At 45.8% G+C, this 24,643-nt stretch carries 20 protein-coding genes; 11 read left to right on the top strand and 9 right to left on the bottom strand.

Annotation, left to right across the window (positions count from 1 at the left end; all coding sequences use genetic code 11):
* Nucleotides 1–12 precede the first annotated feature (12 nt).
* The 8 genes from HMPREF1532_RS13930 to HMPREF1532_RS13895 form a co-directional block, all read right to left on the bottom strand.
* A complete protein-coding gene (locus tag HMPREF1532_RS13930; protein ID WP_005930711.1) occupies nucleotides 13–1,788 on the bottom strand; it encodes a class I mannose-6-phosphate isomerase in 1,776 nt (591 codons plus the stop codon).
* Complete coding sequence (locus tag HMPREF1532_RS13925; protein WP_005930709.1) at nucleotides 1,772–2,734, bottom strand: ROK family protein; 963 nt, start codon at nucleotides 2,732–2,734, stop codon at nucleotides 1,772–1,774. The genes HMPREF1532_RS13930 and HMPREF1532_RS13925 overlap by 17 nt, the downstream gene beginning before the upstream one ends.
* A 6-nt stretch (nucleotides 2,735–2,740) precedes the next feature.
* Entirely contained in the window at nucleotides 2,741–3,298 is a 558-nt protein-coding gene (locus tag HMPREF1532_RS13920) for a glucose-6-phosphate isomerase family protein (RefSeq protein ID WP_005930707.1), read from the bottom strand.
* A 278-nt stretch (nucleotides 3,299–3,576) separates the two neighbouring features.
* Entirely contained in the window at nucleotides 3,577–4,461 is an 885-nt protein-coding gene (locus tag HMPREF1532_RS13915; RefSeq protein ID WP_005930706.1) for an AraC family transcriptional regulator, read from the bottom strand.
* A 405-nt stretch (nucleotides 4,462–4,866) separates the two neighbouring features.
* Nucleotides 4,867–6,087 carry an IS256 family transposase gene (locus HMPREF1532_RS13910; RefSeq protein ID WP_240043655.1) on the bottom strand — a complete coding sequence of 407 codons (1,221 nt, stop codon included), beginning with the start codon at nucleotides 6,085–6,087 and terminating at the stop codon, nucleotides 4,867–4,869.
* A 229-nt stretch (nucleotides 6,088–6,316) separates the two neighbouring features.
* On the bottom strand, nucleotides 6,317–7,495 hold the full coding sequence (uxuA, locus tag HMPREF1532_RS13905) for a mannonate dehydratase (protein ID WP_005930703.1): 1,179 nt from the start codon (nucleotides 7,493–7,495) through the stop codon (nucleotides 6,317–6,319).
* 117 nt (nucleotides 7,496–7,612) lie between these two features.
* A complete protein-coding gene (locus HMPREF1532_RS13900; protein WP_005930700.1) occupies nucleotides 7,613–8,425 on the bottom strand; it encodes an SDR family oxidoreductase in 813 nt (270 codons plus the stop codon).
* Between the two features lie 19 nt (nucleotides 8,426–8,444).
* A complete protein-coding gene (locus HMPREF1532_RS13895) occupies nucleotides 8,445–9,518 on the bottom strand; it encodes a LacI family DNA-binding transcriptional regulator (RefSeq protein ID WP_005930697.1) in 1,074 nt (357 codons plus the stop codon).
* Between the two features lie 428 nt (nucleotides 9,519–9,946).
* Between HMPREF1532_RS13895 and HMPREF1532_RS13890 the strand changes: the two genes are divergently transcribed.
* The 3 genes from HMPREF1532_RS13890 (at nucleotide 9,947) to HMPREF1532_RS13880 (ending at nucleotide 15,003) form a co-directional block, all read left to right on the top strand.
* Entirely contained in the window at nucleotides 9,947–12,247 is a 2,301-nt protein-coding gene (locus HMPREF1532_RS13890) for a TonB-dependent receptor (protein ID WP_025819097.1), read from the top strand.
* A 47-nt stretch (nucleotides 12,248–12,294) separates the two neighbouring features.
* Nucleotides 12,295–13,689 carry a DUF4374 domain-containing protein gene (locus HMPREF1532_RS13885; protein ID WP_005930691.1) on the top strand — a complete coding sequence of 465 codons (1,395 nt, stop codon included), beginning with the start codon at nucleotides 12,295–12,297 and terminating at the stop codon, nucleotides 13,687–13,689.
* Nucleotides 13,690–13,785: 96 nt separating this feature from the next.
* Nucleotides 13,786–15,003, top strand: coding sequence for a PepSY-associated TM helix domain-containing protein (locus HMPREF1532_RS13880; protein ID WP_005930688.1), 1,218 nt, complete (start codon nucleotides 13,786–13,788; stop codon nucleotides 15,001–15,003).
* 342 nt (nucleotides 15,004–15,345) lie between these two features.
* Here the strand turns inward: HMPREF1532_RS13880 and HMPREF1532_RS13870 are convergent, their stop codons facing one another.
* On the bottom strand, nucleotides 15,346–16,248 hold the full coding sequence (locus tag HMPREF1532_RS13870) for a helix-turn-helix domain-containing protein (protein ID WP_044097540.1): 903 nt from the start codon (nucleotides 16,246–16,248) through the stop codon (nucleotides 15,346–15,348).
* A 161-nt stretch (nucleotides 16,249–16,409) separates the two neighbouring features.
* Here HMPREF1532_RS13870 and HMPREF1532_RS13865 point away from each other — a divergent pair, with 161 nt between their 5' ends.
* The 8 genes from HMPREF1532_RS13865 (at nucleotide 16,410) to HMPREF1532_RS13830 (ending at nucleotide 24,643) form a co-directional block, all read left to right on the top strand.
* Nucleotides 16,410–16,922, top strand: a complete 513-nt coding sequence (locus HMPREF1532_RS13865; RefSeq protein ID WP_005930683.1) for a hypothetical protein — start codon at nucleotides 16,410–16,412, stop codon at nucleotides 16,920–16,922.
* A gap of 111 nt (nucleotides 16,923–17,033) precedes the next feature.
* Nucleotides 17,034–18,725, top strand: a complete 1,692-nt coding sequence (locus HMPREF1532_RS13860) for an alpha/beta fold hydrolase (RefSeq protein ID WP_025819095.1) — start codon at nucleotides 17,034–17,036, stop codon at nucleotides 18,723–18,725.
* An 88-nt stretch (nucleotides 18,726–18,813) separates the two neighbouring features.
* Nucleotides 18,814–19,299, top strand: a complete 486-nt coding sequence (locus HMPREF1532_RS13855; protein WP_005930678.1) for a cupin domain-containing protein — start codon at nucleotides 18,814–18,816, stop codon at nucleotides 19,297–19,299.
* A 21-nt stretch (nucleotides 19,300–19,320) separates the two neighbouring features.
* The gene (locus HMPREF1532_RS13850; RefSeq protein WP_005930675.1) at nucleotides 19,321–20,046 is read left to right on the top strand and encodes a flavodoxin; all 726 of its coding nucleotides are present in this window, start codon (nucleotides 19,321–19,323) and stop codon (nucleotides 20,044–20,046) included.
* A 20-nt stretch (nucleotides 20,047–20,066) separates the two neighbouring features.
* Nucleotides 20,067–20,768: a flavodoxin gene (locus HMPREF1532_RS13845; protein ID WP_005930672.1), complete on the top strand. Its 702-nt coding sequence runs from the start codon at nucleotides 20,067–20,069 to the stop codon at nucleotides 20,766–20,768.
* 584 nt (nucleotides 20,769–21,352) lie between these two features.
* Nucleotides 21,353–22,483 carry an aldo/keto reductase gene (locus tag HMPREF1532_RS13840; RefSeq protein ID WP_005930668.1) on the top strand — a complete coding sequence of 377 codons (1,131 nt, stop codon included), beginning with the start codon at nucleotides 21,353–21,355 and terminating at the stop codon, nucleotides 22,481–22,483.
* A gap of 8 nt (nucleotides 22,484–22,491) precedes the next feature.
* Nucleotides 22,492–23,487 carry a flavin reductase gene (locus HMPREF1532_RS13835; RefSeq protein WP_005930665.1) on the top strand — a complete coding sequence of 332 codons (996 nt, stop codon included), beginning with the start codon at nucleotides 22,492–22,494 and terminating at the stop codon, nucleotides 23,485–23,487.
* A gap of 343 nt (nucleotides 23,488–23,830) precedes the next feature.
* Nucleotides 23,831–24,643: an AraC family transcriptional regulator gene (locus tag HMPREF1532_RS13830; protein WP_005930662.1), complete on the top strand. Its 813-nt coding sequence runs from the start codon at nucleotides 23,831–23,833 to the stop codon at nucleotides 24,641–24,643.

Below are 24,643 nucleotides of genomic sequence, written 5' to 3'. Positions count from 1 at the left end.
CTCAAAATCGAATTAAGGATTGTGTTTAACAAAAGCTTTAATAGTAGCGCACTGCTTACCTGCGGATTCTCCATAAGGGCGGATCGTATATTCTTTCACCGATTCCGGCACGATAAACGTCTCGGCATAATGAACAACAAACGGCTCGAACCCTCCTGTCGGACTTTCCACAATGGCCTCTCTCCCTTCAACCAGATTGAGAACATTCACACTGCCGTCCGTCCGGTGCAATACGGGAGCGGTAAACCAATGACGGCGGGTTTCGATGAACTCGTTTTCGTGCAAACCGGTACGTTCTTCCCTCCAGCCTTCGCCCTCGGCCACCGGCTCTATACGATTGAAAATCTCTTTTCTGACCCAAGACTCCGTACGGTTCCATTGAATGACTTCCTGCCCGTGCTTTATATTGATGGGGCGCGGACGGCCATCCAGCCCGAGACGTCCCCAATCCCAAAGCTTGAAAGTGAAGATATAAGGAGTCGCACTGATTTCAAGCACCATACCGTTTGTTCCGGAACAATGTATCGTGCCGGCAGGTATCAGCAAATGGTCGTGCTTCTTAACGGGATAGCGGCCCACATATTTCTCCGCATCGAAGCAACCGCTTTCCTGTGCTTCATTAAGGGCATCAATCATCTCTTCCGGTTCGATCCCCTCTTTCACCCCCAAATACACGGTAGCATCTTCTGCCGCATCCAACATATAATAGCTTTCGTCCTGCGTGTAGTGCATACCGAACTTTTCCTGTATATATTGTGTCAGAGGATGTACTTGCAGACTCAGATTTCCTCCCTCCATCGTATCGAGAAAGTCGAAACGGATCGGAAACTCGTCACCGAAACGGCCATATACCGGATTGCCTAATAAACGTGCCGGATAAGCAAAAACAAGATCGATAGAAGGTAATTCGAAACGTACGTCTCCAAAACCGAGATAAAGACTGTTTTCCTCGGGGACACAATCGAAACACCAGGCAAAATTAGGCACCTCCCGGTCGAGGTCACATACCTCTTTCATCCATTGTCCGCCCCAAGGTCCCGGATCGAAAAAAGGAACGACCCGGAAGGGGGTACGGGAGGCCTTTTCCAGTCCGGCTTCTATTGCCTTTGCAGTCGCCATCTTTGGATTGCCGGCGGTATTCGTATCGAGTACATAATCCCACTTCTTTATCAGTTTCTTCTTGAAGCGGTCACAAATACGCCAGTCTACAAAAAAGGCACGCTTGTATTGCAATGAAGCACGTTCTTCCCTATTGCTGATGCCGACATTCGATACCTCGTTGCGACGGAAACGCATCTGTATCTCCCAACGGGCCATATCGGCGTACACCAGCAAATCATACGAAGGCTGTACGTAAGCCGCACCGACCCCATAGACAAAAACAATGCCTTCTGTAACGGCAGCAATCTCCGAACGGATACCCGGCAATTTATCTCCGTCGAAATAACAGTCCATGTTCTGACGGGTCATATAACCGAAAATCTCGTCTTCCGTGATGTCCTGCTTCAAGATGGCATCTATCTGTTCCGGAGACTTCATGGCATCCGCCGAAAAGAACCAACGGGAAGCCGGGAAAGCAGACTGCAAAGCCGTAACCACCTCTTCATCCGATACTCCCTGGTAACATTCCAGCACCACGACCTTTACTTTCTTTCCGATCTGCGACAGGTCTTTCTCCAGACGATCGGAAATAGCTCTCCAACCCACCCGGCACTCTTCCTCCATACCCGGCACGTTCACCACCGGATACTTATCATAATTAGATTTCTCATTAAAATATCTGTTCATAGCATTTTTCTTTTTTTATTGTTGACAACGTACACGAAATTCCCAAAAGAGCGGCATTATCCCCCAATAAGGAGGCTCTGATCTCTACTTCATTTTCCGGCGACCAAACCAGACGGTCGATCCGTTCTTTCAGATAAGGCAATATGATATCCGCACTACGCATAATCCCGCCGCCTATCACGATGATCTCCGGATCATAAGCATGGATGTAATTGATAATGGCCGCCGCCCATACATCCATGCAATCCTGACATAAAAGAGTGGCTTCCAGCTCTCCCTGTCTCATTAAACCGAACAGGGTTTTAAAGTCGTAAGAAGAAGCTTTCGCCTTATACTCATTGCTGATCTTGGAATGGGTACGGATAATCTCCGGCAGGAAAAAGGAAGAAGCCATTGCTTCCACACACCCGATGTTTCCACAAGTACAACGCCGTCCACGATAGTCCACGACGATGTGTCCGCCCAACGACCCTGCCTGATAATGAGTTCCTTTTATAATCCGTCCATCCAGTACGACCCCGGTACCGATTCCCGTACCAATGGTCATCATTACCATGTTCCTGCTATTTCTTCCGGCACCGAAACACCACTCTCCGGCAAGTGCCAGGCGGGCGTCATTATCGATAATGAAAAGAGTTTCCCAATTCCTGTAAACCCACGAAGCCAGATCTATGTCACAGGCATCATCGTATTTATCATTGGTGGAAGTCACCCTTTTCTCCTTCGGATTGACCATACCGGGAAAGGCCAGCCCTATGCCGGAAAGTTCTTCTTTCGATACCCTCCATTTTCCTAACAACCGGTCTATTACCGTCTCCATAACAGGAAGATTGTCGGCCAGACTCCCTGCTTTGGCGGGAAACGAGTTGAATTCAAGGATTTCCGCTCCTTTCACCAAACCGATCTTGATAATGGTACCTCCTAAATCTATTGCTATACAATACATTGCCGGTCAGATTAAATGAGGGACACCATTCACTTCCATCAATCTGGCAGAGAATCCGTTTTCTGCAATCTCGGCATAATTATGCCCGGCGTCCGAAGGCCAGCAGGCAGCAAACGAGAAAAGGGAGCTTCCCGTATTTGCCATCCGATGGGCTACTCCTCCCGGAATGTAATGCAAGCTGCCGGGAAATACATGTTCGGCCCACACATTACGCTGCCCGTCCATCAGGATCAGCATACCTTCACCCTCCAGTCCCCAGTAGAATTCCGCACGGTCGACGTTGGCATGATAATGTCCTTTCGTCATCATGTACTCATTGCCGACTTTCCCCGGATACAGATAGGTAATGCCGAAGTACAATCCGCCCGGAGTTCCTTCTTTTTCGGGTAAAAAACTGCTGACTTCATAAGCAAGCTGATTCTGGGGCATTCGTTCGAAAGCTTCCGCATCGGCAAAGATGCCTTTCAAGTCGGATAAATTCCGGGAGATTTTGAGGACATCGCGTCCCACCAGATTCTTATCGGTAAAGAACAGTTCCGGAAAGACAATTTTGTTATTTTCCATAATCACCTATATTTTAAGATTCCACATATAATTCGATGGGAACAAAGGTAGGCCATAGCCATAGGCGGTCTGTCTCCTATCTTCCCCGATAATTATGTTATCTTATCATTTATACAGGTATATGGATTTTAATTGATAATATTCCAGAATATAGCCTGAATAATTCATATACAGTAGTCAAGTAGTAAGTAGTTAAGTAGAAATGACTTGTCTGATGTATTCTACTTAACTACTTACTACTTGACTACTGAGTGTGAATAATGTAGGATAGAGGGCTTCTAAATCGCTTTTTTATTTTTCACACCATACTGTTTTTGGTATTCGGTAGGCAACATATGGACGCTCTTTTTGAATTGCTCGATAAAGTTGGACAGGTTATTGAATCCCACTTCCATACTTACGGTGGATATCTTCATTTTTCCTTCAATCAAGAGCCGCTTGGCATGTCCGATACGCATATCGTTCAGATATTGTACGAAGGTCTTCTTGGTCCGCTCCTTGAAATAGCGGCAAAAGGCAGTAGGGGTAAGACCTACCAAGCCGGCTACCTCTTCCAGTTTAATCGGTTGGTTAAAGTTCTTCACCAGATATTGATATATCTTATTGAAACGTTCAAAGTCGGAAGAATTGACGGACTGGGTGAAACCTACACTGGCGAGAAGTTCATATTCTTCCGTATTAGCCATCATTTCGAGCAAAGTGATCAGATTGGTAACCCGTACCGCCCCATTCGAATTGAAAGTGCTGCGGATAAAGTCCGCAATACGGTCACGGGCGGTTCCGGTGAATTTTATCCCCCGCCGGGAACGTTCTATCAGATTACGGATATTCATGAATTCGGGCAAATTAATCATGACCCCCTCAAACAGCTCTTTACGGAAATACACACACAGGCATACGGAACGCAATCCGGTTCCTTCTCCGAAAAACTCTTTGTCATTCCTCCATTCATGGGGCAACTGAGGTCCGATGATACAGACATCGCCCACTTCATAATTTTCGATATGATCACCAACAAAGCGGGTACCGCTTCCCTGCTCTATACACATGATCTCTATTTCGGGATGATAATGCCACGGAACAATGAAATAAGGCAGATCTTCCCTGTAAAAGTTGATGTAGTGTTCCACAGAAAACGGGAGTTCCTGATAAAGTGGTTTCATAGTGATATCGAGTTGAACTATTATGTAATTTGAGATTGTAGCGGGAGCAAATATATACGATTAATATCAAAAGTACAAATAAAAAGTGTACACTCTTTATTATAAGAATGTACACTTCAGTTCTTAAGTAGTCTCAGTAGTCAAGTAGTTAAGCAGTCAAGTAGTAAGTAGTTAAGTAGTAAGTAGTAAGTAGTCAAGTAGTAAGTAGTCAAGTAGTAAGTAGTCAAGTAGTAAGTAGTCAAGTAGTAAGTAGTTAAGTAGTAAGTAGTCAAGTAGTAAGTAGTCAAGTAGTAAGTAGTCAAGTAGTAAGTAGTCAAGTAGTAAGTAGTTAAGTAGTAAGTAGTCAAGTAGAGGCAGTATCCATAATTTTGTGTAAATAGAAACGGGATTCAGTTATAAGTTCTCTTATATCTGAATTCTGTTTTCAAAAATAAGCATAAATTGATTCATAATCAATCCCCAGTTAGTAATCGGCATTGTCCATTTCTTCTCAATCTCCATCAGAGAAAGGTATACCATTTTCTTCACAGCATCATCCGAAGGGAATGAAAGTTTTGATTTAGTGTACTTTCTGATTTTTCCATTCAGATTTTCTATGAGGTTTGTTGTGTAGATTATTTTCCTGATTTCCAATGGGAACTGGAAGAAAACAGTCAGGTCATCCCAGTTATTCCTCCATGAGAGGATGGCATAAGGGTACTTCCCTCCCCATTTCTTTTCCAAATTATCCAGTTCCACGGCAGCAGCCTCCTTGTTGGGCGCGTTATAGATGTTCTTCATATCGGCTGTAAACTCTTTCTTGTCCTTGTAAACGACATATTTGCAGGAGTTCCTAATCTGATGTACGACACATATTTGCGTGGAAGATTGAGGAAATACGGCACGTATGGTGTCGGTAAATCCGTTCAGGTTGTCAGTGCAGGTAATCAGTATGTCCTGCACTCCGCGGGCCTTCAAATCTGTCAGGACACCCATCCAGAATGAAGAACTTTCTGATTTTCCCACCCACATGCCAAGGACTTCCTTCAAGCCGTTCTGTTTCAGACCGATACAGAGATAGACAGTCTTGTTGATGATTTTACCGTTGTCACGAACCTTGAAGACAATACCGTCCATCCAAACGATAAGATAGACCGGGTCCAAAGGGCGGTTCTGCCATTCCTGAGCAGCTTGATTGACTTTGTTCGTGATGATGGAAATGGCTGATGTGGACAGTTCTATCTCATAGATTTCACGCATCTCCTCTTCTATGTCGGACACGCTCATTCCTTTGGCATATAGGGAGATAACAAGTTTTTCTATGGAAAGCCCACGACTCTCGTGTTTGGGAACAACTATGGGCTCGAATTCACCGTTACGGTCACGGGGAATAGGTATGACCGCTTCACCGTGTTCGGTTTGGATTTTCTTGGGGTAGCTGCCGTTACGGGAATTGCCGCTGTTATGACCGGAAACCGAATTCTTCTCATAACCCAGATGGGCATCCATCTCACCTTCAAGCATTTTCTCCAATACCTGCGCGTGTAACTGCTTCAGAAACTTGCTGACATCAGCTTCTGTTTTGAACTGGCTAAGGAACTCCTTACTTAATACCTCATCAGGCACTACATGATTCTTCTCTTTCATAATTTTCTTCATTTTGCAAAGCTATTAAATAAAAAATACGGAACCCATACTGAATCCCGTATTTTACATTTACACAAAATATTTTATAGTGCCCAAGTAGAAATGACTTGTCTGATATATTTTCCTTAACTATTTGCTACTTAATCACTCAACTACTTACTACTTGACTACTTAACTACTTGACTACTTAACTACTTGACTACTTATTACTTAACTACTTATCACTTAACTACTCTTTATCAAAAATAGATTTTGCAATGCCCATTTCGAGCCCGCGCAATTCTGCCAGTCCCCGAAGACGACCGAGACATGAATAGCCCGGATTGGTCTTTTTCTTCAAATCATCAATCATCTGATGGCCGTGATCCGGACGCATGGCAATGGAACATTTGCGACGTTGCTGCAACTTCAACAAGTTTTTCATGACGTTGTACATATCCACATCTCCTTCCAGATGATTGGCTTCGTAGAAATTGCCTTCGGCATCACGCTGGGTACTACGCAGATGAACAAAATTAACGCGGTCTCCCTGACGTTCCATTATTCCGGCAAGATCATTGTCGGCACGTACACCAAAAGAACCGGTACAGAGACAAAGGCCGTTCGATTCATTAGGAACCGCTTCTATCAATTTAATGAAATCCTCCTCCGTGCTCATGATACGGGGCAGACCCAAAATGGAGTAAGGAGGATCATCCGGATGGATCACCAACTTCACCCCCACCTCATCGGCCACCGGAGCAATCTCTTTCAAGAAGAAGATAAGATTGGCACGGAGCTTTTCGGCATCGATATCATTGTATCTGTCGAGGGCTTCTTGGAATTGCTCAACGGTGAAACTCTCTTCGGAACCGGGAAGACCGGCAATCATATTACGGACAAGAAGTTTCTTGTCGTCTTCGCTCATCTGTTCGAAACGGGCTTTCGCCTTGGCAATTTCTTCGGCTGTATAATCCTTCTCGGCATTGGGGCGTTTGAGGATGAACAGATCGAAAGCCACAAAAGCCGCCTTTTCAAAACGAAGGGCTTTAGAACCGTCGGGCAGAGTATAAGCAAGATCCGTACGGGTCCAGTCGAGCACCGGCATGAAATTGTAAGTGACAACCATCACTCCACACTTCGCCAGATTACGGATGCTCTCTTTATAATTCTCGATATATCTCATGAAATCTCCGGTCTGAGTCTTGATATGTTCGTGTACGGGTACACTTTCGACTACCGACCAGGTAAGACCGACTTCTTCAATCATCTGCTTCCGCTTCATGATCTCCTCCACTGTCCACACTTCTCCGTTAGGGATGTGATGAAGGGCATTTACTATTCCGGTGGCACCGGCCTGCTTGATATCCCACAGGCTTACAGGGTCATTAGGACCGTACCAGCGCCAAGTTTGTTCACATAGGTACATAATAATTTTATTTACGATTTGACGATTTACGATTTACGATTTACGATTTACGATTGAAATTACAGTTATTTCAAGCTATTAGCTACTAACTCCTAACTTCTAACTCCCACCTCCCAATCAAATTGAGAAAGCATCGAAGCCACCGTCGATAACAGCTACAGTACCGGTTACGAATTTTGAGGCATCGCTGATAAGATATTGGATAGTTCCGTACAAGTCTTCCGGTTCACCGAAACGGCCAAACGGAGTATGGGCTAAAATTGTTTTGGAACGATCGGTCAAAGAGCCGTCAGGGTTTGTCAATAGAGTACGGTTCTGGTCGGTGAGGAAGAATCCGGGGGCAATGGCATTGACACGAAGGCCGTCACCGAATTTAAGAGCCAGTTCACCGGCCATGTATTTGGTGAAATTGGCTATTGCAGCTTTGGCTGTTCCGTAACCGACCACACGAGTCAACGGACGGAGTGCAGATTCTGAACAGAAGTTGACGATGCTGCCTTTTTTCTGATCGACCATGATACCGGCAAATACCATTGTAGGCAAAACGGTTCCGAAAAGGTTTAAATCGACCACCTTTTTGAAAGCGTCGATCTCAAGATCAAAGAAAGTTTTGTCCGGTGCAATGGTGGCTCCCGGCATATTTCCGCCGGCGGCATTCAGCAATACGTCGATGCGGCCGTAAGCTTTCATGATTTCCACTTTATTTCCTTCGAGTACCTCTTTATTCATGACATCGGTATAAAGAAACATGGCGTCTCCCCCCTCCGCTTTGATGCCTTGCACCAGAGCATTTCCGGCTTCTTCGCTGCGGTCGAGAATAACAATCTTAGCTCCCTCTTTTGCCAGATAGGCAGCAATACCTTTACCTAAAATACCGGCTCCACCGGTGATAACAACAACTTTGTCTTTTACACTAAATAATTCGTTCATGATTTCCTGTTTTATAAAGTTATAATTTCTTATTCAGATAATATTTCAGATTCTCTTTAATGAGAATATCTATCGGCATCAGATTTACCTTATCGGGACGCTGCTTCAACACAAGATAATTGCATAAAGACTTAATGCCATCGTATCCCTGCTGTTCCGGCCGTTGGGCTATCAAGGCCGTGATAATGCCTTCGGACAGTAATTGAGTATTCTTCCCTATCAAGTCATAGCCTACTAATTTGACATTTTCCAACCCTCTCTCTTTAAGGTAATTTCCCAAAATATAACAGGTTGAATTGAAAATAACCGCTCCCTCGATCCGGGGATTGGCACGGAATATCTCATCGAGTCTGGCAAAATTATAATCCGTATCGTCTATCCTTAATTCCACTTCATGGATATTTCCTTCAAATCCCTGTTCGGTGAGATATTGGCAAAAGCCTTCCTTCCGGTTCTTTCCCTGATTGGAGTCGTTCTTGCCGCTATGCACAATCCGGGATATCAGAATATCCGAATGGCTGCCAAGCTGGCTCATCAGCAATTTGGCCGCAATGAATCCGGCATCATAAGACTCCGTACCGAAATAAGCAAGCTGATGCTCACCCACAATATTAGAGTCCACATAAACGTAAGGAATATCCCGGGCATCGAGTTCGCGCGAAAGACGGACTACGGAATCGGTGAACAAAGTAGCAATCAGCACACCGTCAATATCTTCTTCATCAAAAAGGGTACGCACAATTGCATCAAAAGTATGGTTATCGTACTGGTCAAAAAAAAGTTTGGTAACATTGACATTGTAAAGTTCGGTCTCGGAAGCGGCTTTGTCTATCCCTTCGGAAATGGCTTCCCAATATTCTCCCGGTTTGAAAGAAGGAGTAATGGCAAGGAAATGGTACTGCTTTTTAGAAGCTAAGGAACGGGCCATCAGATTAGGCTGATAATTCGCTTTCTCAAGGATCGCTCTTACTTTTTTCTCATTTTCCTCCGACACACGGCCACGGTTATGTATCACCCTGTCTACCGTGCCAACGGATACACCGGCCATTTCGGCAATGTCTATAATGCGAATGTTTGGAGATTCTTTGTTCATAGGATAAATACCTTAAAACTCTTTTTCTTCTGCAAAAGTAAAATGAATAACCCGGATAAGCAATAGTGTGTACGCACACACATTCTGCAATAAAAACAATATAACACTATATATCAACAGTTTAATAATTATCTAATAGTAATAATATGTTTTCAAACATATAAAGAATGGAAATTTCATCCCAACGCAGGTTATTCCGGTAATATACCTTATTATGGTGATTGCATCATATACTATATCCGATATTCGATCTATGCAGATTACCTAATAGTAGCGATTGTGCAAATGACGATAAATAAAGACCTTTGCAACGCATTAAAAACGTTTAATACACAAAGGATATTTTGAAAACAAGAAGCCTAAAATTAACTCTGACTTTTTTGATAATTGCCTGTCTATCGACTTCTGCATATGCGCAACACAGGGCAATGCTCTCCGGCAAAATTATATCTGCCGAGAATAAAGAAACCATTGATTTTGCCACTGTCTACCTGAAAGGTACACAATTCGGCTGTACTACTAATGAAAAAGGAATCTATCATCTGAAAGCCCCCGCAGGAGACTATACATTAATCGTATCTGCCGTAGGATTCGAAACGGTAGAGAGAAAAGTGCACCTAACCGAAGGGGAAAGAAACAAATTGAACATCGTGATAAAACCGTCTACTACCGAACTGGATGAAGTGGTGATAACTTCTACGGGAGTCAGCCGAATCAAAAGATCGGCATTCAACGCAGTGGCTGTCGATACAAAAGAACTTCAGAATACAACGAAGAATCTGAGCGACGCATTGGCCAAAGCACCGGGAATGAAACTCCGTGAATCGGGCGGCGTAGGTTCGGACATGCAGCTCATGCTGGACGGTTTTAGCGGCAAGCACGTCAAGGTGTTTATTGACGGTGTACCACAGGAAGGTGTAGGAAGCTCTTTCGGCTTGAACAACATCCCTGTAAACTTTGCCGACCGCATCGAAGTATACAAAGGGGTAGTACCGGTAGGTTTCGGTACAGATGCCATTGGCGGAGTGATCAATATCGTCACCAACAAGAAACGTCAGCGTTGGTTTCTGGATGCTTCCTACTCCTACGGTTCGTTCAATACACATAAATCTTATGTCAATTTCGGACAGACTTTCGGTAACGGGCTCACTTACGAGATCAATGCTTTCCAGAACTATTCGGACAACGATTATCATGTATATGCTCCGGTAGAAGATTTTGAAACCGGCAGAATCGATAAGGATAAGAGGGTACGTGTAAAGCGTTTCAACGACACTTACCATAATGAGGCCGTTATCGGTAAAATCGGAATCGTGGATAAAAAATGGGCGGACCGCCTGATGTTCGGTTTTACTTATTCGCACATGTACAAAGAGATACAGACGGGGGTACGCCAGGAAATAGTATATGGACAGAAACACCGCAAAGGCCATTCGCTGATGCCGTCACTGGAATATAGCAAGCAGAATCTGTTCACCAAAGGACTGGATGTAGTGCTGACTGTAAACTATAACAAGAATACGACTACCAATGTGGATACCGCTTCTTATAAATACAACTGGTACGGAGAAAAGAAATTATTAAATTCGCCCGGTGAACAATCCTACCAACATTCAGAGGCGGACAACAATAACTGGAACGGTACGTTCACCGCAAGATACCGTATCGGTAAAGCCCATATGTTTACGTTCAACCATGTGCTGAATACGTTCCACCGGTCCAACACCTCACTACTTGCCAAAGAAAAACAGGAAGACGCCATTGCCAAAGAGACCCGCAAGAATATTTCCGGCCTGTCCTATCGTCTGATGCCTTCCGATAAATGGAATTTCTCCGTATTCGGCAAGTATTACGATCAATTCGTGGCAGGTCCGATGGCTACCACCGCCAATCAAAGCAATTATGAACGAACGACCCGCAGTATCAGTTCCATGGGTTATGGCGCGGCAGGTACCTACTTCATCCTGACAGGACTTCAAGCAAAACTGTCTTATGAGAAAGCTTATCGCCTGCCTACCATCGAAGAGATGTTCGGTGATGAAGACCTTGAAATGGGAGATATCGGCATAAAACCCGAAAACAGCGATAATCTGAATTTCAGCCTGAGTTATAACAGAACTTTCGGTAAACATTCGATATATGTGGATGGCGGGCTGATCTACCGGAACACCAAAGATTACATCCAGCGCAACATTGCCGACCTGAGTGGTGGTAAATACGCTGCTACTTACATAAACTACGGCAAAGTGCTGACGAAAGGATTTAATATCTCCGCCCGTTATAACTTCGCCAAATGGCTCAGTGTAGGAGGAAATTTCACGAAAATGGATGTACGCGATAATATGGAGAAATCTATTTCCAGCAATGCCGTAAACCTTGCCTATCGTGAACGTATGCCCAACCTCCCGTATATGTTTGCCGATTCGGATGTAAGTTTTTTCTGGAATAATCTTTGGAAAAAGGGCAATACGCTGACCGTATCTTATGACAACCAATATCTGCACAGTTTCACGTATTATTCGTCCAATATCGGTTCGAATAAGGGTGATTATGTAGTACCCAACCAGTTCTCACACAATCTGGCACTCTCTTACAGTTTGAAAAACGGACGATATAACCTGTCATTCGAATGCCGCAATTTTACAGACGAGAAACTGTATGACAACTTTAGTCTCCAAAAAGCCGGACGCGCGTTCTATGGAAAAGTACGTATCCACTTCGGCAATTAAAAATAAACAAATAAGTAAATAACAATTAGCTTAAAATTAAAAATTACATGAAGAAAAATTTCTTTTTTAACGGACTCCTTGCAACAGCAATGGTCGGATTGACATTGACAGCTTGTTCTGATGACGAAAAGGGCAACGGATCGGGTACTGTAGGCAAAGGCGAATATGTCATCGCATCTTCTGTTACCGCATCCGGAAATACAACCAATGTACTGGTGACTTCCGAAACTCTGAACGGAGGGACGGTTTCTACGATAAACAATGGTCTGGTAAACGACGGCGCCACACAATGGGTGTTCTATAAAGACCAATACCTGTATGGATTGACCTACAATCAAGGCAATGCCGGTACGACCCGCTCTTTTTTCATGAATGCCAATTATGAAATGCAGGCCCGTTCGGGCGAGTATGCAGTGAAACGGTTCACTACTTACGGCATCTATGACAAATATATCATGACCTCCTCTACCGGTGACGGTCCTACACAGTACGCGGATGAGAACGGCTATTTACCTAAAATGTTCCTGCTCTCTTATCTTGATGTACCGAATGAGACATTTACCACAAATGACACCCAGAATAAGGCCTACATGTCGGAAAACTTCCTGGGTAATGGCGAATATGTAACATTGGCCGGTATCCTGGAATATAACAGCAAAATTTATAGCGCCGCAGTTCCGATGGGTTTAAGCCAGTACGGAGGAAAAGCAGATGGAGGGAAATGGATACTTCCGGGAAATGAAGACCTCGTGAAAAAAGAAGATGGCGGTTCGAACAGCAGCAAATACAAGAAAGGTGAATTGCAGTGGACGCAATATCCCAATGAATGTTGGGTGGCTATCTTTGATGATGAGACGCTTACTACCAAGAAACTCATCAAGACAGACAAAATCAGCTATGCCTGCGGACGTATGAAATCGCAATATTATCAGACTATCTGGGCTGCAGACAACGGCGATATCTACGTATTCTCCCCGAGCTATGCCAAAACAATGGACGATGCCCGCCAACAGACGACTTTGGATGCCGGTGTCGTACGTATCAAAGCCGGAACAGAAGAATTCGACCCGAGTTATTATTATAGCATCGAAGACCAGACCAATGGAAAATCTTTCCTTCGTTGCTGGCACCTCACCGGAGACTACTTCCTGTTGTTAATGTATGACCGTCCTTTGGACGAAGAAGACTTCACAGCCAACCAACTGGCTATTTACAAAGGAGAAACCGGAAAACTCACCTATGTAGAGGGGCTGCCTTCAACCGACCAGATTTCCGGATTCGGCAATACACCATATACGGAAAACGGCCTTACTTATATTGCCGTAACCACTACCGACGGCCATCCCGGTATCTATAAAATCGATCCGGTAAATGCCACGGCTACAAGAGGTGTTACAGTAGAAGCCACACAAATCAGCGGTGTCGGAAGACTGAAACCTTAAATAGGCAAACAGATAATATAAAAGAGCCTGCAAGCCGTATGCGCTTATGCAGGCTCCTTTTATAGCTCTACTCATAACTCCACGAAAAAAGCTTATATGAAAAAGAAATTTCGCCAAATACATCTCTGGCTCTCCGTTCCTTTCGGCATCATCATCTCCATCCTCTGCCTGTCGGGAGCAGCCCTCGTCTTTGAAAACGAAATAACAGAAGCACTCAACCACGATTTCTATTATGTGGAAAATGTAGGATCGACTCCCTTGCCTGCCGGAGAACTGGCAAAAAAGGTAGCGGCAACTTTGCCCGACAGTGTATCGGTCACAGGTATCAGTATCCCGGCCGATCCGGCAAGGGCCTATCAAGTCAACCTTTCCAAGCCCAGACGGGCATCTGTATACATCGATCCGTATACAGGAGAAATAAAAGGTAAATACGAACGTACGCCGTTCTTCACTACAATGTTCAAACTACACCGGTGGCTACTGGACAGCATGAAACCGGATGGTGGGATTTTCTGGGGAAAAATGATCGTAGGAACAAGCACGTTGATGTTTATCTTTGTTCTGATATCCGGTATCGTCGTTTGGATACCCCGTACTGCCAAAGCATGGAAGAATAGCTTTAAGATATCCGTCAATAAAGGGTGGAGAAGATTCTGGTACGACCTGCACATTGCAGGAGGACTGTACACTTTCCTCTTCCTGCTGGTTATGTCGCTCACCGGGCTGACATGGTCTTTCGGATGGTATCGTACAGGATTCTACAAAGTATTCGGTGTGGAGACTACACAAGGGACTTCCCATCACGGCGCCCTCTCTCAAACAACGGAGAAAGAAAAAGGACACCGGGGAGAAAAAAACGAAAGAGGTGATGCCGGAAATCCGAACCGCAAAGAGGGCAAAGAAGATGATCGGGAAGGACGCCGCAAAAGCAACGGAGAACAGTCTCCATATACTTCATGGCAAGGGGTGTATGAGCAACTGAAAGCACAAAATCCCGGCTACAGACAAATCACCGTATCAAACGGTACTGCAACTGTCTCTTTCAATCGTTTGGGCAACCAACGGGCAGCAGACCGGTACAACTTTAATCCGAAAAACGGCGAAATCACCGAAACGACTCTTTACAAAGACCTCGACAAATCGGGAAAGATACGCGGATGGATATTCTCTGTACACGTAGGCAGTTGGGGCGGTATGCTCACTCGTATCCTGAGTTTTATCGCGGCATTGGTCGGAGGTACATTGCCGTTGACGGGATATTATCTGTGGATAAAAAAGGAAATGGGACGGTCGGCAAGAAAAAGGAAACAATAAAAAAACAACGAAGATATCAGGCAACATATCCACCAGCCCGAACTTCTGAAATTGAATATTGCGGCTGAAAAATTTCACCTTTCCCCCACTTATACAGGACGTTTCTTTAAACGGAATTTTGGAGAGGATTTCATACAGAACGGGCTTACCGATCCGTGTTACTTGTATATGTCGTTTCAACAATATCCCAATATGACTCCTTTGCAATACAGAAAGAAATATTGCGATATACAATTACCTGTTGGTGAGGAAAAATGATTATTACGTTGGTAACAAGATGAATGCCAAAGAATGACTCATGAATATTTTACCTTAATTATTTATTATATAATTATTTAGAAATCAGTTTGAATTTCTGTACTCATTCGGTGAACATCCCACGACACGCTTGAAAGCCTTGCTGAAATACTGCGGATATTGATACCCTAAAGCATAAGCCACATCACTGACAGATTTTGTAGGATCGGCAAGCAGCTCTTTTGCTGTATCCATTGTTTTTGCCAATATATATTCTTGTGCAGATAAACCGGTCTCTTTTTTAATCAAATCTCCGAAATAATTCGCAGACAGATGCAACTGGTCTGCGCAATAAGCAACGGTCGGTGTACCGAATTTAGAGGGTTTATCCGAAGTGAAATAGTCATTTAGCAAGGCTTCGAAAGAACCGAGCGTGTCCTTGTTCTCCTTTTTGCGGGTAATGAACTGCCGGTCATAGAAACGAAGACAATAGTTGAGCAACAACTCGATGGCGGAAGTGATAATCAAGTTGCTGTGGCGATCTGCCTTGTCATACGTTTCCTCATCGATTTTTGTCAGGCAGTCGATGACGGTCTGCTGCTCCTGCTTGGAGAGATGCAACGCTTCATTGGCGGCATAGGAAAAAAAAGTATAATCCTGCATATGGCGGCCGAGCGGTGTGCCCCGCAGCAAGTCGGGATGAAACAGCAGACACCAGCCCGAACCGGTAAAAGTCGTCCCGTCGGCTTCATGTCCGAACACTTGCCCCGGAGCGATAAACACCAACGTATTCTCTTGAAAATCATAGGAGCGTCTGCCATAGGTCAAATCATCCGTACATCGTAATTCTTTCAGGAAAACCACATACATTCCCACATGCTTGCGTGCATGGGGTACGGGGTGCGGCATACGGCTTCCCTCGATGACGCTGACCAACGGATGCCTCGTTTCCACGCCCATGTAATCATTGTACTCCTTTATCGTTTTCAGTTGCATAATCTTCTCCATAACAGTCTCTTTCATTGGTTTCTATGCAAATGTAGAAAATATCTTCGGCTTATCGGTTCCAATCTGTAATAATTATACATGAAACCGTAATTCATACTCTATGGAGCACTCGGACAGCCTGTAATTTTGCATCGTGGAAAACTGAATAAAAGTAAAGAACAATGATACAAATGAATAATTCGGGACTTATGACCATTGACAGGTTCAATAAATTGACGGGGCATGAAACACTGCATCCGTTGATCTGTATGGTCGATTTGTCAAAAGCAAATCTGACCGAGGATATCCGGATGATGTGCAATTTTTACGGGCTGTTGTATTACAACGATTCAGAGCAAGAAAAAGCATCTGAAAAAGAGTGGCTGCGACTGGTTTATCCCGGCGAAACGGTTGAAATACCCTCGAACCGGCATCGACATACCGGATACTATTCGGGTGTGTTGTTTCATCCCGATCTGTTATGCGACACATCGCTTGAAAACCGTATCGAGACCTATCCGAAACGCTGCTGCTGTAAGGGCGCATTGTCGGAGTACGAAAGGAGAATCATAACCGATAACCTGCGGGAAATCGGAGAAGAGTTGCACCATGCCATCGACCGGCATAGCGCAACGATCATCGCCTCGCATATCGAATTGCTACTCAATTACTGTGTACGCTTTTGCAGTCAGTGAACTACAAAACCGTAATAATTATCCTTCAAACCGTAATTTATGACCGGTCTGGGCGAAAATTCCAGCCTAATTTTGCATCAGGTAAAACAGATAAATAAAACGATAGAGATTATGAAAATAAAATTGAAAATCAGGACAACGCTACTCGGTGTCTTCTTCGGATGCGGAATCGCAGCCTCTCAAACACCGAAAGCAGAACAAGCTATGAACAGTAAACGACAACACATTGCAGAGGTTGCAGCCCTTACGAGTACGGGAGACCTCGACAAACTGAAAACCGTCCTCACGGACGGATTGAATGACGGCATGACCGTCGGTGAACTGAAAGAAGTGATGGTACATGCCTACGCCTATTGCGGTTTTCCCCGTGCCCTGCGTGGACTGCAAACATTAGTTGCGGTACTCGACGAGCGTAAGGCAAAAGGTATCGAAGACGATTGGGGACGCGAAGCGTCGCCGATAACCGATACCCGCAGCAAGTACGAACGTGGACGCGATATTCTTGCAGAAATTTCAGGAGTTCCGGTAGATGCGCCGAAAGCCGACTATGCAGTACTGGCTCCGGAAATCGAGGTATTCCTCAAAGAACACCTCTTTGCTGACCTTTTCGAGCGGGATGTATTGACCTATGCCGAACGGGAGCTGACGACCGTTGCCGTGATAGCCTCGTTGGGCAAAGGCGTGGAACCGATGCTGAAAGGACACATGGGTATCGCGCTGAATGTAGGTGTAACACCGGATGAATTACGGGGTGTGCTGGCCATTGTCGAAAAGCACGTCGGACGCAGCGAAGCCGATGGTGGCAGACTGGTTTTGAACGGATTGTTGCAAAGCAAAGGATTGATCGCCAACCCGGAAACACCGGTCGAGACAGTCGAGAATGGCGTGAAGAAGCAAAAAGTGACTTTCCACAACCGTTTCCTGATTGATGTGGTCGGCGATCTTTATTTCCCTGCAAACTATGATTCGGCAAAGAAATATGCCGCCATCATCGTCGGGCATCCTTTCGGTGGTGTCAAGGAGCAGACTTCAGGACTTCATGCCCGCAAGCTGGCGGAAATGGGTTATGTGACATTGGCGTTCGATGCGTCCTATTACGGTGAGAGCAGCGGTTACCCGCGTCGCATGGAATCACCTGAAGTCCGGGTGGAAGATTTCAGCGCGGCGGTTGATTTCCTCTCGAACCATCCGGCTGTCGATGCCGATAAGATAGGTGTAATCGGTATCTGTGGCGGAGGATGCTACTCTGTCAGTGCTACACAGATAGACCATCGTATTAAGGCTCTTGCCACCATCAGTATGTACGATATGGGGCGTGCCCGCCGTCAGGGCGTGGGCGACACGCAGACCTACAAGCAGCGTATGGCGATTCTCGATGAGATCGGTCGTCAGCGCACGGTGGAATATGGTGGAGCTGCACGCCGGGATATTCGCGCCCTGCCTGAAAAGGTGGATGAGAATACGCCAAAGTTTGCCATTGACTTCCTCGATTATTATGACAATCCGCAGCGCGGGCAGCATCCCAACTCTACGGGCTATTACTCCTACACGAGCCTTGCGTCGATGATGAACTTCTTCCCGTTCGCGCAAATCGAGACCATATCTCCGCGTCCTGTGCTTTTCATCGTGGGAGAAAATGCGGTATCGAAATATTTTTCTGAAGACGCATACGAGAAAGCTGTCGAACCGAAAGAGCTGTTCGTCGTACCCGGAGCAACGCACGTGGATTTGTATGACCAGCCGGAATATCTGAAAATCACACTTCCGAAACTGGACGCTTTCTTCAAACAATATCTAAAATAAACTGCAAGCCGAGTGCAGAGCCGAGCTTGTTCGGACTATGCCGAGGCGCAGCGTTCATTGCAAATGAAATTTGAAATAACGATTCGATATGAAAAAGATAATTTACTTATTTTTACTGGTTGCGGCACTCGGTGCTTGTACCCCGAAACCGGAAAACAAGGTTGAAACAATCCAGCCTGCCGCACCTTCTTCCATCTTTCCCAAAGGAAATGTCATTGAAGGTGCTAATTTCAACGGCACGGCCTACCTTAGACGGTTGATGACCGACAGTGAAACATTCGATGTAGTAGTGTCCGACGTGATATTCGAGCCGAAAGCCCGAAACAGTTGGCACTCGCATCCGGGCGGCCAGATTCTGATCGCCACTGCCGGAAAAGGTTACTATCAGGAAAAGGGGAAACCTATACAAGTTTTGAATCCCGGTGACGTGGTCACTATTCCGGCAGACATGGTGCATTGGCACGGAGCGGCTCCCGACAGCGGATTCACGCATATAGCAATCAATACAAAGGTTCATTTGGGTACTACCCAGTGGTATGCTCCCGTAACCGAAGAAGAGTACAACCATAAATAAACATCAAAAAACAGATTGAATATGAAAAAGTTACTTTTTATCCCGCTCTTGCTCCTTTCTCTGACGACTATGGCCGCTTGTTCTCCCGATGATGATCCTGTGCCGCCGACGGAGCAACCCTCCACTCCCGAAGAACCGGGCGATGAAGGGAATCCCGATGATTCTGAAAATCCTGCTAATCCGGATGAACCCGATACTCCGTCCGGGAACGGCAATATGCTTGTGGTTTACTTCTCCGCACAGGGACATACCCAAGCCGTAGCGGAACGAATTGTGGAGTTTACGGGTGCAGACATTCATAGAATCGAGGCTGCCGAACCGTATGCCACGAATCCTTACGATGACAGCGACCGCATCCAGCGTGAAGCCTACAACGACCTGCGTCCCGGAGTGGTGAACCTGCCCGACAAGGAAGTTATCGCGAAATATGATACGATTTTCGTCGGTTCGCCTTGCTGGTGGCATCAACCCGCGATGGTGGTTTGTACGTTCCTCGAAGCATACGACTTGAAAGACAAGGTTATTATTCCGTTCTTTACCTACGGGGCCACCACCTATCTGAATGAATCCATGCAGAAAATTTACAAGGTAACGCCCGATTCGAAGCATATTCCTGAAACACTTCCCGAAGACCTCGATGCGGACGACATTACGACACCAGGACGTCCCGACGATGCAGGCATCGATATGCCGGGCAGTGCAAACGGTACGGAAGGCTGGCTGCGTCGAATCGGAATTATTGAATAGACATCTAAAACAAGTAAAGAATGAAAAAAGGAATTATAACAATGAGTGTACTGGCAATCATTGCCTGTACGATAACGGCCTATTGTTGGGCTGCCGGAAACGAAACCGTATCGGAGAGTGCAAATGCAGCGCAGTCCCTATCCGGACAACAAGTAAAATCTACCTCTCAAGATGCTAAAGGAAAAACTTTGGTGGTTTATTTCTCCGTTCCCGAAACGGATGATGTGGATGCCTCTTCCGGAGCCAGCCGCCTTGTTTCCAATGGTAAAGTAATGGGAAATACGCAATACATTGCATCCGTCATCAGTGAAGCTACGGGCAGCGACCTTTTCGAGATAAAGACCGTACACACCTATCCCGGCTCGCATAAGGCATTGATCGATGCGGCAAAGGTCGAGATAGACAACAATGCCCGTCCGAAGCTGGCTACACACATCCAAAATCTCAATGACTACGATGTGGTCTTCATTGGATTCCCCAACTGGTGGTACGATATGCCGATGCCGCTCTACTCGTTCTTCGACGAATACGACTTCGGCGGTAAGACTGTTATCCCTTTCTGCACGCATGGCGGCAGCCGTTTCTCGGGTGCCATCAAGACCATACGGGAGCTGGAGCCTAAAGCCTCCGTGTTGGATGGTTATGCAATTCCCCGTGACCGTGTCAGCGAAGCGAAACCCAATGTCTTGAACTGGCTGAAAAGAATCGGAATGGCCGAATAAGTGATAACGGTTCACACCAATCCAATGAGTTACCCGACCAAATTTCAGGTCGGGTAGCTTGCTCAATAAGGGGTATATAAAGTAAAACGAGGGTTCTTCACTTACGGCTCGACAGAGTATCTCCAGCAGTCCATTGACAATATCCACGAGGTAACGCCCACTTCAGTCCATCTGCGCACCTATACGGGCGACGGCGTTGAAAGCTGGCTGCGCGACATCCATATCATCCAATAACACTAAGAGCCTGTTTAAATTTTCCTCTTAAAAGTTTCTATCAGTTTATTTTGAGTTTATTTTCGGTCTGTTTTCCTTGTGATACGGAACTCGATGAAAATGAAATCTTTGAAATGATAAACGGGTTAATTTGCAAATAATGATGATAACACTACTTTTCTTGTATATTAATTTTCAATTCAACCATCTATATTCTTTTGGCATTATTCCTGTAATCTTTTTGAATTACATACGGTTCTATTCTAAAATCGGGGATTCGGGTATAAATATCCGTAAATCGTATACAAGCAGACTTATCCAATCGCGGTAAATTTGCAATCAGAAAATGAATAATGAAAAAACAGAAGATTATGGATCGCAGAAATTTCCTAAGGACGGCATCAAGTTTTGCACTACTCGCAGCCGGAACTACAACGGGTGTTTCCCGTGTGTTTGCTGAACCTTCATCCTCTTGGACGGGAAATCCGTCTGATAAAAATACACCGAATACGGACGACACAATGGAGTATCGTAAGCTCGGAGGATTGGATGTATCGGCTATCGGTCTGGGATGCCTGCCGATGGTGGGTTATTACGGTGGGAAGTACGACAAAAAGGATATGATTGCTCTGATCCGCCGGGCATACGATAAAGGCGTCACTTTCTTCGATACGGCGGAGGTCTATGGCCCTTACACCAGCGAAGAATGGGTCGGCGAGGCGCTCGCACCGTTTCGCAACAAAGTGAAAATCGGAACAAAGTTCGGCTTCGGCGTCGAGGAGAAACAACCGACCGCTATCAACAGCCGCCCTGATCATATCCGCCGGGCGGTGGAAGGTTCTTTGAAACGCCTGCGTACCGACCATATCGATCTCTTGTACCAACATCGCGTGGACCCGAATGTACCGATGGAGGATGTGGCCGGGACAGTCAAGGATTTGATGCAGGAGGGCAAAGTGCTGCATTGGGGGCTGTCGGAAGCCAGTGCCCGTTCCATCCGTCGGGCGCACGCCGTCTGCCCGCTTTCCGCCGTACAGAGCGAATATGCTATCTGGTGGCGGGAGCCGGAAACCAAGATCTTCCCGACATTGGAAGAACTCGGTATCGGCTTCGTGCCTTATTGTCCTTTGGGGCGTGCGTTCCTCACGGGCGCAATCAACGAGAACAGCCATTTCTACGAGGGCGACCGCCGTTGGAACCTGCCACAGTTCACGCCCGAAGCCTTGAAGCACAATATGCCGCTTGTCGCCTTAGTATGCGAATGGGCTGAGCGCAAGGGAGTGACACCTGCGCAATTCGCTTTGATATGGATGTTATCGCGCAAATCGTGGATAACCCCGATACCAGGGACGACCAATCCGGTACATTTGGATGACCTGCTCGGCGCGGGAACGGTCCGTCTCTCAGCTTGGGAGATGGAGGAATTCGATAAGGAATATGCCCGAATCGACCTCATGGGACACCGTGCCGACCTGTTCACCGAAAGTCAAATAGATAAATAAAGTAATATATGATAAAAACAATTTTAGGTGTTCTGTCGCTGCTTGTCATGTCATCGTGCGGTACAGCCGTGAAAGAGAACACCACACAACCCGATATAATGGAAACAAACAAGAAAAATCTCGGAAATCTCTTGGCACTCTATCCCAAACCTATGACGGTTGTAGGGGCGGAAGTCGAAGGGAAAGTAAACTGGCTCGTGGTAGGACACACGGGAGTTATCGGCCATGACCGGATACTGGTCAGCATGAGCAAAAGCCATCATACCAATCAAGGTATCAAGCAATCGAAACGACTCTCCGTCAATCTCGTGAACCATGAGATACTGCCGAAAGCCGATTATGTAGGAAGTGTCAGTGGAGCAACGGTAGATAAGTCTGAGGTTTTCGCCTACCACATCGGAGAGCATGGTACGCCCGTTATAGACGCGTCGCCACTGACGATGGAGTGCGAAGTAGTGGATATTTATGAAACCGATGGCTTCGACAATTTCATTTGCGCAATAGTCAATACATACGCCGCTTCCGATGTGCTCGACAGCGACGGCAAACTCGACTATACGAAACTGAAACCCGTCTTGTTCGAGTTCCCTACCTACTCCTATCTCACTACAGGAGAGATTATCGGCAAATGCCTGAACTTGGACAAGCAGCTGGGGATGTGCGCCAAAGAGCCGATGACGACCGACGGCATCGTGCGTTTGTCGAAGATAGAGGTTTACCCGCAGTACCTCGACGAGTATATGAAATACGCAACCGAAGTGGGCGAAATCTCCTTGCGCACCGAACCGGGCGTACTGACGATGTATGCGGTCGGCGAAAAGGAGAATCCCTGCAAAGTAACGATTCTCGAAACCTATGCAAGCCGTGAAGCATACGGGCAGCATATCGCTTCGGAACACTTTCAGAAGTACAAACAGGGGACGCTGCATATGGTCAAATCGTTGGTATTATCCGACCAGACACCGCTCAATCCGGCCAACAAACTCAATAACTTCATGCAATAGATAATGTTTTTTATTCAGGTTATTGGAATGGATTCGGAGTGTAGCTACAATCATGATTTCTGATCAACGGCGGTGCTACGGCATCGTACTTTTATGGCCCGTTGAAACCGTAATGTGTTGTACTGTAATCTGTAAGGTAATAGCTGCCATACGAGGTCAAGAGTACAAAAATATTTTAGATTTTCAATCTAAAATCACTTCGCCTCGGCATAACTGCCCGAGCCAGCTCGGCAATTCTGTTCTCGGTTTGCAGTTTATTTTATCCGTTTTACAAATTTGAGCTTTACAACAAAAATTCTGTGATTGGAATGCGTTATATTTGCGAAAATTAAAGACTGACAATATGGAACGATTAGATGTATTCGATTGCTCGAACGTGCTTATAGCGAGTTATTTCACCGATGACCGGGGATGCGCCCATGAAAACAGGGAGCATACGCTTATTTATTTGTGCTCCGGTGAGCTGGAGATAGAAGAACGTGGTAAGAAAACCGTGTTGCATCCGGGGGATTGTGCTTTCATGCGGCGCGATAACCGGATGTGGTTGCAGAAAAAGGTAGAAGACGGAAAGCCTTACCGTTCTGTCGTACTGAAGTTCTCAAGACCGTTTCTAAGAGAATTTTACCAGACGCTTAACCGGCAACAGATTCCGAACGACTCCGAACGTGAGAAGGTAAGCCTGCGTGTGTTGCCCAGTAACAGGCTTGATATCCGTTCGCTGTTCGAATCCGTCATTCCCTATTTCGATGCAGGCGAAAAACCGTCCGAAGACGTACTGAAGCTGAAAATGGTAGAAGGGATATATGTACTGCTTAATACCGACCGGAATCTCTATGCCTCGCTGTTCGACTTCGTGGAGCCGTGGAAAATCGACATTCTCGACTATCTGAACGAGAACTACATGTGTGATCTCTCTCTGGAGGAGATCGCCAGTTACACGGGACGCAGCCTGGCTACCTTCAAGCGGGACTTTGCCAAAGTCAGTAACCTGACACCGCAAAAGTGGATTATCAAACGCCGGCTGGAAGCCGCGCACAGCCTGATAAAATCAGGCAAGAAGAAAGTGACGGAAGCCTGTTTCGATGTGGGTTTCAAGAACCTGTCGCATTTCTCCAAGATATACAAGGAGGCTTATGGTGTCGCTCCTTCATGGTAA

Origin of the sequence: Bacteroides salyersiae WAL 10018 = DSM 18765 = JCM 12988 (assembly GCF_000381365.1) — a bacterium.
GTDB lineage: Bacteria > Bacteroidota > Bacteroidia > Bacteroidales > Bacteroidaceae > Bacteroides > Bacteroides salyersiae.
The sequence above is the reverse complement of the archived record's forward strand: the minus strand, read 5'-3'. Positions and strand labels throughout refer to the sequence as shown.